Source organism: Bacteroides sp. AM37-9 (genome assembly GCF_003603455.1).
In the GTDB taxonomy this organism is placed as follows: Bacteria; Bacteroidota; Bacteroidia; order Bacteroidales; family Bacteroidaceae; genus Bacteroides; species Bacteroides xylanisolvens.
Genome location: NZ_QTNF01000012.1, coordinates 76,417 through 91,077 on the forward strand (window position 1 = coordinate 76,417; position 14,661 = coordinate 91,077).

Below are 14,661 nucleotides of genomic sequence, written 5' to 3' on the forward strand. Positions count from 1 at the left end.
GCGAACAATGAAATTAGAAGGAAAAATTATTGTGGCACAACCGATACAATCGGGTGTCTCAAAAAATGGTAACAACTGGCAAAGACAAGATTTCGTTTTGGAAATTCCCGGCCAATACCCTAAAAAAGTCGCTTTTTCAGTAATGAATAGCAATATTCAGAATTTTGGATTAGCAGTCGGGCAAGACGTTGATATTGAAATAGATATTAATGCGAATGAATGGCAAGGAAAATGGTTTAACTCCATTACTTGCTGGAAAGCAACACTCCGTAATCCAGGACAGCCTACCGCAGCGCAACAGCCCCAAACTTATTATCAGGGGGCATCATCCACCGCGGCACCCGTACAAACTGCCATACCTCAACCGCCAGTGGATTTTGGGGAACAAAAAGACGATTTGCCTTTCTAAAGAAAAAGGAGAAGGGAGCATTTCGGCTCCCTTCTTATTAATTAATGTTCCACCTTTACAATTTCATTATAAACGATTTTGCTTCGTGGGTTATGATTGACTATCGTTTGTTTATACCCCTTTGTCCCCCATCTCCACCATAGGAACCTGTGTTTATATATCCGGCTTATCGCACTTGAAAGACTGTCTCTCACTTCATAAGTAAATGTGCTGTCAGGAATATTTGCATAAAAATCCACCCATTTATCTGAATAATTGAAACAGCTGTCTTTCAGAACAAATACAATACTGTCTTTAGTGACAACTTTTGTGGTTGTGATATATTCGACTTCTTTTGGACGCAGATTCAATTCTTTTATTAGTTTTGCATCCGCACTCCGCAGCTCTTTCAATTCTTCTATGTTAAGCCGTAAAACATGGTTTTCAACCACATTTAGACTATCCCTAATCTTATATTCTTCAAGCCCAGTACAGAGACTTTTCATATTATCTGAAAGTCGGGCACTTTCCTTCTTCTCTTCCTGCCACAACCGGTACATCAAAAAGGTTGCCGCAAGGAGTAACACAAAGATTACTCCTATACCTATCTTCAATCTCATAATCAATCTGTATATACATTTTTACCAACTTCCGCAATAACTACCCATGCACCATTACAGAAACCATATATCTTACCGTCATTCTCCGGCATTTCAGGTATTGTATTAAGTTTTGTTTCATTGGCAGTGGCTTTGCTAAGAGCTGTTTGAGCTGTACTTTTTGCAGCATCAGCCGTTGTTTGTGCGGTCACGGCCTTTCCATCAGTAACAGCCAACATTCCAGTCAGAGTTTTTTCATTGGTTACTCCTGCAAGGAAGGTTTCAATTTCATTGAAGGTGTCAATGGCCGTAGTCGCATCAACAGTACCAACCAATTCATCCAAAGCGGTCTTCACCGCATTTATGGACTGTTCCAGTTGGGACTCTGCCAGTTGAGCACGTCCGCTTTCTGCTAAAATATCCGATTTGCTCGCACTGCTGCTACCATCAGAACTTTCCAAAAATGAAGATGAAATAGGAAGTTCATTACATCCTACCATAACATATTGTCCGGCTATCAACCCGTCGACATTCATATCACAGAACTCTCCAACCCCAAGTGCTGTTTTGTAAGGTACATAATCCTTTCCATTAGAACTTTTGTACACAACAACTCTGTTGTTTGCTGCATCTCCAAAATTGATGCTAATAGCAAATTTCCCAGTAGATAACTGTATAGGTTGGCTTTCGTACCAATCCTCTTCTTTAAGAGTAAAATTCAAGTTTGCCATATCTTCTATGTGTTTATATGTTTGTTTCCTATATCAACTCCCAACCTTTCCTTACCTCATCCATGTTTGCAGGAACACCATTCTCAACATAACTCATTGCAGCCACCACCGCAATAAGTTGTTCCCGGTTGTTTCTGTTCAGAATTGTATGACGAGATATGCCTGAACGCTTTTCGACTGTGGCAATATACACTTCAGTATTGTTCTCACATGGCGGTGCCCATCGCATAATAACATCTTCAAGTTCATTGGCCGTGCCGTCTTTGTCAGTATCATACTTATTAAGAATATAAGTTTGAAGAGTTTTAAAAGCAGCACGATAACCGTATGCCATAGTTTTAAACTGAAAGAAACTTTTATCTGTCTGTGTTGCAGACAACCCCTGCCATTTCGTATTATTTCTCCGTATATTTAACGGATTATTATTCCGTAGTCCCCGTGTCATTTTTATCCTCCTTTTCTTTTTGTGTTTCAAACAATATTTGTGCGGCCAGTCGTGCTATATCGTCCTTATTCTCAATGATTATACTCATGGTCTTTTCCGCTTTCCGAAGCTCGGCCTTTTCCCATGATTTCTCACGTACCGATTTGAACTCACAGAAAACGCAATAAACCGCCCATAACATAGCGAATACTGGAAATGGAATGACGATGCAACATATAAGGTCAATCATAACCAGTGTCAGAAACGGATTAAAATATTTCTTCGCTTTTGTCGCTGTCATTTTGTACTTCTTCGAGGTACGAAGTTCCCCACGCTGTTTGGCCTTCTGAATCCCCGAAATAAAATCTATCCCCATTGCGATTATGATAGCTGTCATACTTACCGCTATCAAAACCAAATGTAAAAACAAATGGTCGTGAATGAATGTTTCAATAATGTCGTTCATATCCTTTTGTGTTTGCGTTTATTATTTTTATTCCAATAGTAATTTGTTGATAGCATCAATAAAGGCTGGGGAACATAAACTTGCGTATTCCTTAATCATATTACACTCTTCATCGTTATACTCAATTTCTCCATTGGAGTTGAATATTTTAAATGCGAGGGCATGAGCCTCTATTCCCCTGCCAAGTTGATAAATGATATTGGCAAAATCCTTCTTGTAGTTCTCAACGGAACATCTCGTCTTATCAATATCAACAAATATCTCAATTCTTTCAAAATTTATCCTTTTCATAATCACTTCCAATTATTATCATTTGAAGCACCGAACATCAGTCCTCTTCCCAACCAGTCAGAGTTCGGTGACGGATACATAAAATCCACCAACTGCATACAATGGTGCATGAAACCGCCATTCAATGTTTGCTTTGTTCCATTCGCATATATCTGAACATTATTATAATTGTCATTTGCATTAACCACGAATATCCTTTGGGTGACGGCAAGACTCAAAAGATAACGGTAGGTTACATTCGATGTTATTCTAAATATAACCGTATCAACTGGAAAACCCGAAGTTTCACCGTTATAATCGTATCTTGGCGAATAGCAAGGAACTGTATAATAAGTTTCGTTAGCAGAGGAAGTCCCGGAAGTCAAAGGTATATAAGTACCGGTTTTATCAGCACCTTTTGTGTACACATAGGCATAGGAGCCGTAAACTACCATAATGCTTCTTTCCCTTGCGCCAAACACGCCTCTACACCATAAGTCAGAAGTGTAGAAACGTAATGACCGGTTATCCTTAGTACCTTGATGATACATATCACCATCAAACCACATTCTTCCATCACTTCCAAAGCTGATTCCTCCAACCGCATCACCAGCAGCATTCACGCAATTCAACCTTGTAAAAGAGCCTGATACACCTTTCAATGTACCTTCAAAAGTGCTGTCACCTGAAATAACCGCACCAGCCGCATAGAGTTTCCCTGCTATACTCACCTTATATGGCGCATCAGTCGGTGTTGTAGCTCCAACCCATAACGGATAGTCACCACCAACAAGACCTGCTGCAACCGTTTTATTATCGCCCTTCATTATCAAAAGCTGATTACCCTGCATGAACCGTAGAATAGCATTTTGAGCCATGATAAGCGGAGTGTACACTGGCACCAAAGAATTAAACTTCTGCCAATAAGTTGTATTTGTCACCGGAATGGAATCACTGGACGTATGAGTTTTCAGACATTTATACGCATTAAACGTATTAGCACCGGTAGTCACAATTGCAATATCCAAGTACCGGGTACCGGAAGTCAAAGCCTCGTCATTGCGATACTCTATGCCTTTAGCCCATTCGGATTGCCGGAGAATACAGCCTTGCAGCCCGTTTTTCCCCGGTTCCCCATTAGTACCGTCAATTCCATTTTTGGCCTTTCTTCGTATTAATATATGCCCTTGCGCCTCCATACCGGATTACTTCAATTTTGCTAATACTTCTTTTGCGATCTCCTTAGCCTTGATACGATAACTCTGATAATCAGTGTATTCTTTCAGATATTCGGCACGCTTACCTTCGTCAAGTTCCGAAGCCATATCACGTGCCATTTCCAAGTTGGCGAAAATGGCATCACGTTTATTCGCATCATAACGTTCCATGATAATGGCACTTACAATACTGTCATAATCATGTTCCCCTTCAACATCCACGTTTTCACAGACATACTGGTCTTCAACCACCACATCTTCCGAACCGGCCTTTTGAACAGCTTCTCTTCTCTCAAAGTCGAAGTAAATGCGTAGCAACGCACCTTCAACTACAAATTCAATACCAGTCGGCAGTTCTCCTACAAGAGTTCCATAACTTTTCATAAATTACCTCCATTTTTATAATTATTCTTCAAAATAATAAGCACTCTTCCCGTCACCTAACGAACGCCGCTTGACAATCACATTTTCCACTGGAAAAATCTTCTGACCGTTATTCTCCGCTTCGCGAGCCTGATCCAACACATCTTTCAGATTGTAACAGTTCGTTATGAATTTGCTACGTTGTCCGTTCTGTTCAAAAAGAACACAATATCTACCTTCACCTTGCTTTGTCTTCACATTCGTTTCAAAGTCCACCACTGTTATAGGGACATTGAGAATATCCATCAATCTTGTCTCTTTTACATCGAAGAACTTCTTTCCGTCCTTTGTTCTACCACTCTGTTTGATACCTTTATCTGCAAAACTCATATCATTATTTGTTATTGTTCTCCATAAATTCTTACAATCTCCCCACTTACACCAGCCCCAGTATGAAGCTCGTATCTCGCGGTTACGTTTCCGGCTTTTTATTCGTTTCACCTTTCGGGCAAAGTTCTTTTTCATATTTTTACGCATCCGAACATTATCTTTCGTGAAGCAATAGCCCAAAAAGTTAATCCTTCTTCCTCTTACTACGTTTTCGCTTTCTATGCTTTTTGTTCCCATTTTTTGTTTCTGTTCCTATCGGAGCAATACAACTGTTTGCTTTAACTACCAACCCAACTTTTGCACTTTCCCGTTCATACGCACGAATAAGAAACAACGCTTCGGCCTTAGAACGAGCCAGCATAACATTATCATCGCAATATCTATGCAGGCATTTGACACGATATTTCTCCTTCATTGTATGATCTATCCGGCTTGCCGCAAAATTCCCGATAGGTTGGCTTGTAAATGCTCCAATCGGAACACCTCTTCTTCCGTTCAACTTCATTCTCCAATACGTCAACTAACTCTGTTCCGCTGTCATACGATAAAACAGCTATCTCGATCAATTTAATAAATCGTTCATCTTTGAATTTCCTTCTCAATGCAGCAACAATAAGCTCATGAAGAATACTTTGATAGAATTTTTTGAAATCAGTCTTTACGAACCATTTGTATTCCGGGTACCGGTGAAGAAAACGTTTCATTCTCCTTACTCCAAAATGTAATCCCTTTCCCTTGATACACGCACTTGTATCATAAATCAAATTTCTATAAACATCTTCTTCAATCACCCTCATAATTGCATGGTGCAATATACGCCACGGGAAATATTTCTGTTTGACAATATCTCGAACCTTTCCTGCATCACTTTTTACTCTCATTACGCTATAATCCGGTGCCGGAAAATCCAATGTCAGGATCATCAACTGCAAAGCTCGGAGGTCTTCTTCCGGGTGTAGATTATGCCGCCTGATAAAGCGGTTTTTCTTAACCTTCCCATCTTGTGCTTCTTTGTCCGCTTCACGTAAATTATTTATCTCTGCTATACGTTCAAGAATATACCCGGCTCTTTTAGATTTCTTTCCACCGTTTGCTTCTATCCGTTTATTGTCAGCCTCTATCCTTTCCGCTATAATTCTATCAATTTCATTATGCGATAGACTCTTCCAATCAATATCACTTCTTCCAATATTCACTGCTGCTTTGTTTTAAAATTTACACCATACTTCCAATTTTGTCTTGTTCAGACTATTTTAATTATTCCGATAACTGCAAGCTGTTTTTACTTGCTTGAATAATTCGCCCGGAGCTTTCGAGAACCAACCTACTAACACCGCTTGTTGCCTTTCGCAAATTGGGCAACCTTTCCGCATTCTTGATTTTCTGACATCGTAACCAATTGATTACTACGTTGCAACGATATAAATCCTGCAAGGTCATGGCTCGGAGAACTCGCAGATTACTCTACGATAAATAAGTATGGCGAGAGCCGATATTCGCATTCGAGTTCGACCAATCGTTATTCGAGTTCGCATAAGCGAGGCCGCAATTCGCACCGTTATTCGCATTACCGCCCCAAAGAACCAGCTCTTGTTCCCCTCTGCCAACCGTCCACGCCTTTCGGCTTTCGTCCCGTTATCCGTTGCCGTAAAACGAGAAGGTGGACGGGTTTTAATTAATTGAAATTCAAAGAACTAATATTTCAAAATCTATTATGCAGCCATCAAAGATGCACCGCTAACAAATGTTAAATTCCCAAAATACGCAAGGCGAGAGCCGACAGCCGCAGCCGAGTGCGACCAATCGTAAGTCGAGGACGCAGAAGCGAGGCCGCACGACGCACCGTCATGCGCAGCACCGCCCCAAAGAACCAGCTGCCCAGTAGTGTTTGCCCATGAATAATCAGCCCAATAAGAAGTGCTGTTTCCACCAATCTTTTTCGGGAAAATATCAAAATGCTCCCCAAGAATTATTTCCTGCACTTGACCGGAAGCTGTCTGACGGGTAGCTTGTCTGTATTCACCATTTGGATGCGCAGCTAATTCAGCAGTAGTCGGTAAACGGTTTCCTTTGTAAATGAAAATTTCCGTTCCACTTTGAGCACTATTGTTGGAACTACCGCAAAATACTCCTTGCAGAAATTCCCACTGCCACCCATAAGGATCTTCTATACCCATCATGTTCACCCGTGAACAATCCACTCCAGTATTACTTCCATTCACCACAGAAATAGCTATTTTGCCCCAATTGTCACCGAGACTCTTTGTTGCGCCAGTTTGCAATGCTGCCGCAGCAGCCCACAAGTCTTTACTGGAGCTACCACCCACACCATAACCAAGTTTGGCTTGAATATTGGTATCTCCGTACTGGGACAGCCCCAACATCATAATAAGCTTTCTCTGATCGTAATCGGTCAGTCCCCATTCCTTACCGTTCACTTGTGCAGCATTCCAAAATGCGTTGATTGTCTTGCTGCCTGCCGGTGCAACTCCTGAACGTGAAACAAGTGCGCTACCTGACATGGAGCCTTTGTATGCACCGATACAGTTATACATTCCACCATTTGCCCCACCAATAAACTCACCGCCAATAGGTAGCATCGAGAGCCATAAGACTGGTACACCACTTACACTGTCAGTCTGTACACGATAATACAAACGTGGCCCTATCCACATCACATGCCCTTTGGTTTCATCCACCGCAGTACCATCAGCAAACACCGCACTATTGGTAGGGGACATTTTAGCAGCCCTTCCATCATTCGTTACGAGATAACGGCCACAATACAACTTGTATTCTGTCCATGCGGCTGTATTACCTATCACACCATAGTTCGTGCTACTTTGGGTTGATTGTTTGATTGGAATCCCCCAAGCCACCTGCCTCAACATTTGTTCGTCACCATTATTAATAGCATTCATGAAGTTTTCCACGGTAATGCGTCTGACACTACCACCAACTTCCACCAATACTGTATTGGAACGCAGAATGGAGGTCACCAATGTTTCATTTCCTAATCCTTTAGTTGCCATAATATTATTTTGTTTTTATGTTAATTAAAATGACATTCTGCCAAAACATCAACATCATATTGAGTCCCGTTTCTGTCAGTTTCCGTTGTTGTTACAGATATAGAATTTGTTGTAGAATGTTTCAAACTCTTCCAGTTTTCCTTATCCATCACATCCATAGTCCACGATGCGGAAGTAGGAGTATAAGTTGACCCCGTAGTCATATTTACAATCTTGGCACTTACTGTAACGGGTTGTCCGGTATCAACCTCTTTGTTGGAAGAAGTTATATAACATACAATTTGAAATTCATCTGCCGTATCAATGATACGTACCCCGGCACGTGCTATCGGTTGTGAAGCACTTGAAGACTGATAAACTTCTGCTATGAATAACTGGGTACCGTCCACATCACCACGGGTAACAGTTACACTTTTCTGTCCGTTCTTATCAGTCCAAGCCGCCGTGTCCTTATACCATTTTATATAGTAATCGGTAATGGCATTGGCACCGGCATACAGCTTGGTAGTCAGAGTACAACTTGTTACTTTGCTTGTTAACTGTTCGGTACTTGCAAGAATAGCAAGATAGTAAGAGCTGGCTCCCATATTCTGAATGGCAATAGGCAGTTCCCCGGTCAAATTATACTCAACACCTGCCGTAGAAGCGACACATGAATAAGTCAATGTATCTCCTGCAATATTCGTTTTGCTTGCCAAGTTTCCGACAATTTTAATGGCACCGGTACTGGTATTCAAAGAGAATTTGCCCGTACTGTCTTTTTTCCAACCTCCACTTTCCGCACCGTTAAAATTTAAAGCCACTCCATTGTAAGCCCAACTATGACCAGACAAACTGACCGCCAACCCACGTGCCGAAGTTACTTTGGGTGTCCGTACCGGCTGATTCGCAGCTATACTCCAATCAGGAGAGACAGCCCCACTTTCTTCATCTACGGCCTGAAACAATGGAATGCCATTATTTTCAAAAGTCAGCATCAGGCTGTCATTGGAACGAAGACGTTTAATCGTGATGCTATTTTGGGCACTATAATTTTCTGCCATATTCCCAACCTCCTTCTGATATAATTTGATTCATGCTTGTATTAGTATAAACGATACCGTCCAACAACAGTATTCTATCTTCCAGTTCTCCATCAAGAGAAGGCAGGCACATTACCTCCTTTTCATTCAAGATGATGGATTCTCCCTTTACCAAGTGCCCCAACAACAGAACCCCGGCATCCAAAGCCTTTTCCTTATTTGCTACAACATACCTCATATCAATTATTTATATATATGTTCCCGTTACTGTCCGTATATTCATTTGTCCCATCAGTCAATACAGAGAAAGCCTTTTTTTGCTCGGCCTTAATGTACACGTCCAACCAATCGTCAAGATAAGTTTCACCAATACCGGTTCCATCCAACATTATCACAGTTTTTTCCCCCTCCTGCCATTGTACCCCGGTCTTATTTGCACTGTCCGTAAACCATACCATGCGGATAATCGGTGCCGGTATCGGCACAATTTCTCCATTCCACTGTACCATAGCTATATTCCTATGCAGGATTTCATCAGGATTGATGGAAGCCTGACTTGCCGGTATGCACGTAAATTTTGGATAAACACGATTGACGGAGAATTGCTGTCTTGCAACCTCCTTTCCACCAACCTTCACCAACAGCAAGTAATCCCCCTTCTCGACCAAACGCAAGTCCATTATCAGGCTGGTTAAGGACAAAGCCACTATTTCATGGTTTGCGGTAGTCAGCATTGTTTGACTTGATATGCTGTTCACCTGATAAAGTTCAATTGTATATCCGGTAGTTATTTTATTCACTCCCTTTGTTACCATAAGTGGAATGGTGCGCTCGTATGAATTTTCATCCAAAGCTGCATTCCTATTGGCCGTAGATGCGGAAATCAAATTGTTGGCTACCTTGTAATCATACAACAAAAGCTTGTCAAGAAATGGATTGTACTGGATTATCTGACTATCCCCAATAGACAAACCGTAGGTATCTTCACTCTTATCTACCGTTGTCAACATGATAGAGTCAGTCTTAACGGGAATATTCACCCCAAGCCGGGTATCAGCTATCAGACCTTCAAAATACAACTCAAAACTTTCACCCGGAGCCACATTTCTGCTTATGGTAATGGCACCGCGTGTATCTCCAACCGTATCTATACTGTACTTCCCATTCCATGAACTGATTGCAGAAATATTCTCTCCATTAGCAAACCAGTTCATTTCTGCCAACAAAGAATTAACATAAGGCATATCCCAGCTACCGTCAGCGGCATTCGCTATGACTTCCGGTAAAATCACCAGCGGAGTAACCCCACGGTCAGGATCATATTCATTTGCCACCGGATTATAGACCTGATTGGCCGGACTGTTCGGTGTCATTATCTTCAAGCTTACTGCAATCGTAAGCGGTTGAAACTCTTTTCTGATTCTTTTCTTTTCACTCTCTATCATATCGTCACAATTGCTTCTACTGATGCAGTATCATTTGTTGCCGTTATGGTAAACAAGGTACTTACCACTGTTACTGAATTATTTCCTAAATCACTAATTTCCTTTGTGTTATGTATCGTTATTGAACCGTTGAAATCTTTATGCTTGATATTCCAAGCTTCATCATCGGCGGTATCTCCACTATCCCTTCGGATAGCCCATTGTCTAACTGTGTCTGTAATATCCTCCCAACCTTTAAAGACCTTGCAAGTAATTTCCATTGATTCACCATAAGCAAGAAAATTGTCACCTTGCGTATCAATCTCAATGCGTACTGGTGCATCTATCTGTAACTGTTCGATTGTGCCGGTCATATAAATGTTATTCAGATAAGCGGAATAACCGGTCATATCCAACCCGAAGATGTTGAGATTGCTCAAATCCCCATCCTGCATTGCAACCATACTCTTTGTAAACTCCCAGTCATTTACCCCTACCAAGAAACGGCGGTATGTCCTCGTCTCATAAGCGGAAGTCTGGCGTTCCTTGTTTGTAAAGTTGCCATAAGCGACAAAATGCAAAGCCTCACACGGATGGAAAGAATATTGCCAACGATCAGAAACACCACGAAGCACATAGCGAAACCTTTTGTTTGTTCCGGCATCCAATATTTCTGTAATACGAAAATAGATTGTACAGAAACCGGCAAACATACGGTTGCCACGGCTATCATCTATATCAGATACCGCATTATTCCCCGGCGTTTCATAGTCATGGAAATACCCCATGCAAATATCATCCACAGCCACAGCACCTATTTCACCGTCTTGTAATTTCAAACTTATTGTCCCGGAACGTAGCAAGTTACCATCAGCATCATAATCAGGCTCAACACTCTCTATAATTCCAGCACCGGGAGAACGCCATTTGTCACCAAGCACAATTTCAGCACGGTTAAAACGCAATTCCGGCACCTCTAAAAACCTGCGTAACGTGAGGCTTTCCATATACCCACGTCCCATGCTGTCTATTTTCGCCCCAAAGCCGGTCAAACCCTCTGCAAAACCGCTTGCACCAAAGATAGCACCGGCTAAGAAGCCGATAAGCCCAGCTGCCGTATCATTGTGGGTGCGCGAAAGAAAAAGCTGATTGCCCAGTGAACGGATGATAGACTGTATCTGTTGGGTATTCAAGCCACCGGTTCCCTGCCCACCACCTGCAATAGAGTCTATCTGATTTTGGATTTTTTCAAGCGATCCAACAGCCTTTTCCTCCCGAAGTGTCATAGTGTACTTCGGTATCATATTTTCTCCCTCTTTGATAATAAGGGTATCAATAATGATGCTGCCTTCAATACCAAGATCGCTATCAGTGAATAGCATCAAGTCCCCTTCTTTCAAAGTATCATGTATGCTTGCTTCCCCCCTTGCAACAGCCTCATCATGTTGGCGTGCCATGAAAATATCATCCACCTTCGGTTCATACGAATAGCGCACATAGTCATTCTTTGCAAGATATTTTTTCGCGGTAGCAAGCAACCGTTGTGAAGCGGCCTGAATATAAACGTCCGGCATATCAATATAAAGCAGGACAAACTTGTCACCGGACTTTATATTGTAATCCTTGTATGGGAAATATAATTTCAGACTTTCATCATATACACGGTTACAAGTCAGCACATATTTATTGCCCTTCTTCTCACATTTGGTTATTTCAAAATCCCGGCCACCACACATGCCGTTTTTCATGCTAATGGTGGCTGTTTCAGAAGTTAGGTAATCGTTTATATTGAAACCAACATCTTTTAGCGTTATTGTAAAAGGTGGGACATCTTCACCTTCTTTCAGGCTATCCATTGTACCATCATCTGTCAGTTGTTCGGCATCAGCCACTTCGTCAAGATTGCCATTATCCCCGGCATCCAACGATACATAAATACCTGCATCTTTCAACTGTTCGGCGGTCATACCTTCCATTGAAGGACATATTTCTTCCAAATCACCGGTACCGTCAAAATAAACACTCCCTTCCCGAATGCCAAGCACAGCAATATTCTTGCTGTCAATATATGGATCAAGCGTTGTCTTAGGAAAATCAGGTAACATCAGATTTTCCACGGCCATGTTATTCGGCAAATAATTGGTAAGAGAACTGTTTGAGAGCTTATTATAATACCGGTTAGGCATATTTCTTGTACTACCGTATGCACGCAATCGCGTAATAATCTGTTGATCCGCATCGGCTGTACGTTGAATTTCGTACAAACCGTTTCCACGTCCATACTTGAAAATATTGCCCACAGCAATACCGGCAGTACCGATTGTTATTGTTCGGCCACGAATAACAAAGTTCGCACCAAATTTTGAATTGAGCAACTCCAATGCACCCCATACCTTTATATTGTTCACATCAATGTTTACATTGGTAGTGCTCACATATTCAGGGTGTACGACAACCGTCCATTTTTGTGCTCCGGTATATATACGGTCAAGATTTACTTGAACACGGTCTGCCAAATCTTGTATAGACGAAGCGAAGAAACTGAACTTTGGCAAAGAAGTGAAGTGTATCTGATTATCACTTTTCACATAATCAAGAAAATCACATCGCGTCAATTCATCTCCCGGCCAGTTAAACTTTATGTTATCATAAACAAACGCTTCTCCCGAAGTTTTTCTTGCCGCCTTTTTTAATGCCGTAGGATCATAGTTTATCTCAAACTTCTCGCCACGGTACATAACATAGTCACCTATCTCAAAAAGAATGGGCACGGCACTTTTCAGAGTGCTTGTCACAAAACATGCACCCATCCATGTACCATTATACTCCAAACTTTTCAGCGTACAACGTACCGTATTGCCAGTTTTATCATAAACCTTCCATGCCATACAGCTATACTTTTTCAACCAATGCAACTATCTTTGTCGGTTCCGCAACACTATACGAGGGGATTATTTGAGTTCGAGGATCAGTTACTCTAAATTTTACCGGGAAGGTCAAGACTTCATCCATATTGGACTTGTTAAATTCAAAATCTCCAACCTCCAGTAAGTAAAGTCCTTGTCGCCCGATACCCGTGTGCGAGTTATACATTTTCAAGGTGGCACCGTCACCATTCTCCCCCGTGAGATAGTTTTGAAAGGCCATAATTTTATCGTATGCAGTACCCAAATCCCCCTTATAACACATCTCGGCTTCCAAGTCGTATGCCTTTAATAGCAGCTTATCGGGTATGTAAGTATCTTCACCGTCTTCATCCGGCCAATCCCGTTTGGGTAAATCTTTCGTTTCCCCACCCGGCTTGAACGGAAATTCAGTGCACACAATTCCAAAATGCACCAAGCTGTCTTTGACCGGAGCATTCTCGGTAGTTTTCTGCATCAAAATAGAATACGGTTCGTTCATATACACATATAAAAAAAGAGCTTGCCGCAGAGATATTTAGTCTCCACAACAAGCTCTATGGCCTTATACTTTAATCTTATTTCAACGCAAATATAATTGTATTTTCTATATAATCATAGAAAATAATACCATAAAAGTATTTTTTAGTAGATTATTATACTCAACCCCTAACTTGCTTCCACGTGTATGTTGAAAAACATAAAAAATATCATTTGTCATAATTTTATTTATTAATACTTTTGTATTTAATTATAAAAGAGGTTATTATATGTTAGGAGTTTTAGTTTGGATAGTAGTGATTCTTCTGATCTGCTTTAGTGTTACTGGGTGGCATTGGACTATATTTTATGTAGTCATACTACCATTTTCAACATTGCTATTTTTCTTCTATGTCGATTTTCCCGAAAATCGTTTTAATATAAAAAGATTCAAGAATGACATAAAATATTTATTAAATAAATTACATAAGAAATGAAAAAAAATATATTATTCTTTTTGCTTTATACTATTATGTGTTTTACTTCCTATTCGCAGAACAAACAGATTAGTTATTCATCTGTAAATGGGCTTGTAACTTACGACAATGGTTCAGGTACGAAAGCCGATATTGGTGCAAAATTATATATTATACCATGTAAATATTTCAAACAAGATATTGAATTAAAAAATGACTCTATACAAATGGGGTATGAATCTTTGTTACAATACATCAAATGGAAAGAACTTGTTGGGCAAGAACAAGCAATAGCCAAATTAAAAGAATATGACTTTTACATTTCCGCTGAAGAACAAATTAGGAGAGAAAGTGAATTAGCTATATGTTTGGTTGATATTCTCAAATCAAATAAAGTAAAATATAGTTGTACGATTGACAATACGGGAAAATATAAAACTACAATCCCTTATGGTAATTATTATTTTATATTTAAA

Annotated in this window: 17 protein-coding genes; 2 read left to right on the forward strand and 15 right to left on the reverse strand. The window is 40.7% G+C overall.

Going from position 1 to position 14,661, the window contains the following annotated elements; all coding sequences use genetic code 11:
- The first annotated feature begins 7 nt into the window (after nucleotides 1-7).
- Nucleotides 8-409, forward strand: coding sequence for a DUF3127 domain-containing protein (locus DW862_RS10465; protein WP_004326735.1), 402 nt, complete (start codon nucleotides 8-10; stop codon nucleotides 407-409).
- 41 nt (nucleotides 410-450) lie between these two features.
- On the opposite strand, the gene DW862_RS10470 is transcribed toward DW862_RS10465, so the two are convergent.
- The 15 genes from DW862_RS10470 to DW862_RS10545 all read right to left on the reverse strand — a co-directional run bounded on the left by DW862_RS10470 (nucleotide 451) and on the right by DW862_RS10545 (nucleotide 13,731).
- Nucleotides 451-1,014: a DUF6549 family protein gene (locus DW862_RS10470; RefSeq protein ID WP_005794364.1), complete on the reverse strand. Its 564-nt coding sequence runs from the start codon at nucleotides 1,012-1,014 to the stop codon at nucleotides 451-453.
- Nucleotides 1,011-1,718: a hypothetical protein gene (locus tag DW862_RS10475; RefSeq protein ID WP_005794365.1), complete on the reverse strand. Its 708-nt coding sequence runs from the start codon at nucleotides 1,716-1,718 to the stop codon at nucleotides 1,011-1,013. Before DW862_RS10475 ends, DW862_RS10470 begins: the two co-directional genes overlap by 4 nt.
- 28 nt (nucleotides 1,719-1,746) lie before the next feature.
- Nucleotides 1,747-2,163 carry a hypothetical protein gene (locus DW862_RS10480; protein ID WP_005794367.1) on the reverse strand — a complete coding sequence of 139 codons (417 nt, stop codon included), beginning with the start codon at nucleotides 2,161-2,163 and terminating at the stop codon, nucleotides 1,747-1,749.
- Nucleotides 2,141-2,608 carry a hypothetical protein gene (locus DW862_RS10485; protein WP_005794369.1) on the reverse strand — a complete coding sequence of 156 codons (468 nt, stop codon included), beginning with the start codon at nucleotides 2,606-2,608 and terminating at the stop codon, nucleotides 2,141-2,143. Before DW862_RS10485 ends, DW862_RS10480 begins: the two co-directional genes overlap by 23 nt.
- Before the next feature lie 27 nt (nucleotides 2,609-2,635).
- Complete coding sequence (locus DW862_RS10490) at nucleotides 2,636-2,899, reverse strand: hypothetical protein (protein WP_004326738.1); 264 nt, start codon at nucleotides 2,897-2,899, stop codon at nucleotides 2,636-2,638.
- A 2-nt stretch (nucleotides 2,900-2,901) separates the two neighbouring features.
- The gene (locus tag DW862_RS10495) at nucleotides 2,902-4,077 is read right to left on the reverse strand and encodes a hypothetical protein (protein ID WP_120068080.1); all 1,176 of its coding nucleotides are present in this window, start codon (nucleotides 4,075-4,077) and stop codon (nucleotides 2,902-2,904) included.
- 6 nt (nucleotides 4,078-4,083) lie between these two features.
- Entirely contained in the window at nucleotides 4,084-4,479 is a 396-nt protein-coding gene (locus DW862_RS10500) for a hypothetical protein (RefSeq protein ID WP_005794372.1), read from the reverse strand.
- A gap of 21 nt (nucleotides 4,480-4,500) precedes the next feature.
- Complete coding sequence (locus DW862_RS10505; RefSeq protein WP_224205385.1) at nucleotides 4,501-4,983, reverse strand: hypothetical protein; 483 nt, start codon at nucleotides 4,981-4,983, stop codon at nucleotides 4,501-4,503.
- A gap of 245 nt (nucleotides 4,984-5,228) precedes the next feature.
- Nucleotides 5,229-6,044, reverse strand: a complete 816-nt coding sequence (locus DW862_RS10510; protein ID WP_005794376.1) for a hypothetical protein — start codon at nucleotides 6,042-6,044, stop codon at nucleotides 5,229-5,231.
- A gap of 516 nt (nucleotides 6,045-6,560) precedes the next feature.
- Entirely contained in the window at nucleotides 6,561-7,880 is a 1,320-nt protein-coding gene (locus tag DW862_RS10520; RefSeq protein ID WP_120068083.1) for a hypothetical protein, read from the reverse strand.
- Between the two features lie 20 nt (nucleotides 7,881-7,900).
- Nucleotides 7,901-8,923: a hypothetical protein gene (locus DW862_RS10525; protein WP_005794381.1), complete on the reverse strand. Its 1,023-nt coding sequence runs from the start codon at nucleotides 8,921-8,923 to the stop codon at nucleotides 7,901-7,903.
- The gene (locus tag DW862_RS10530) at nucleotides 8,907-9,140 is read right to left on the reverse strand and encodes a hypothetical protein (protein WP_005794383.1); all 234 of its coding nucleotides are present in this window, start codon (nucleotides 9,138-9,140) and stop codon (nucleotides 8,907-8,909) included. Before DW862_RS10530 ends, DW862_RS10525 begins: the two co-directional genes overlap by 17 nt.
- Nucleotide 9,141: 1 nt before the next feature.
- Nucleotides 9,142-10,347 (reverse strand): hypothetical protein, encoded by a 1,206-nt coding sequence (locus DW862_RS10535; protein ID WP_005794386.1) that lies wholly within the window; start codon nucleotides 10,345-10,347, stop codon nucleotides 9,142-9,144.
- Nucleotides 10,344-13,214: a hypothetical protein gene (locus DW862_RS10540; protein ID WP_005794390.1), complete on the reverse strand. Its 2,871-nt coding sequence runs from the start codon at nucleotides 13,212-13,214 to the stop codon at nucleotides 10,344-10,346. The genes DW862_RS10535 and DW862_RS10540 overlap by 4 nt, the downstream gene beginning before the upstream one ends.
- Nucleotides 13,215-13,218: 4 nt before the next feature.
- Nucleotides 13,219-13,731: a hypothetical protein gene (locus tag DW862_RS10545; protein ID WP_005794392.1), complete on the reverse strand. Its 513-nt coding sequence runs from the start codon at nucleotides 13,729-13,731 to the stop codon at nucleotides 13,219-13,221.
- A gap of 471 nt (nucleotides 13,732-14,202) precedes the next feature.
- Here DW862_RS10545 and DW862_RS10555 point away from each other — a divergent pair.
- Nucleotides 14,203-14,661 (forward strand): hypothetical protein (locus tag DW862_RS10555; RefSeq protein ID WP_120068132.1); only part of this gene is annotated, 459 nt, incomplete at its 3' end.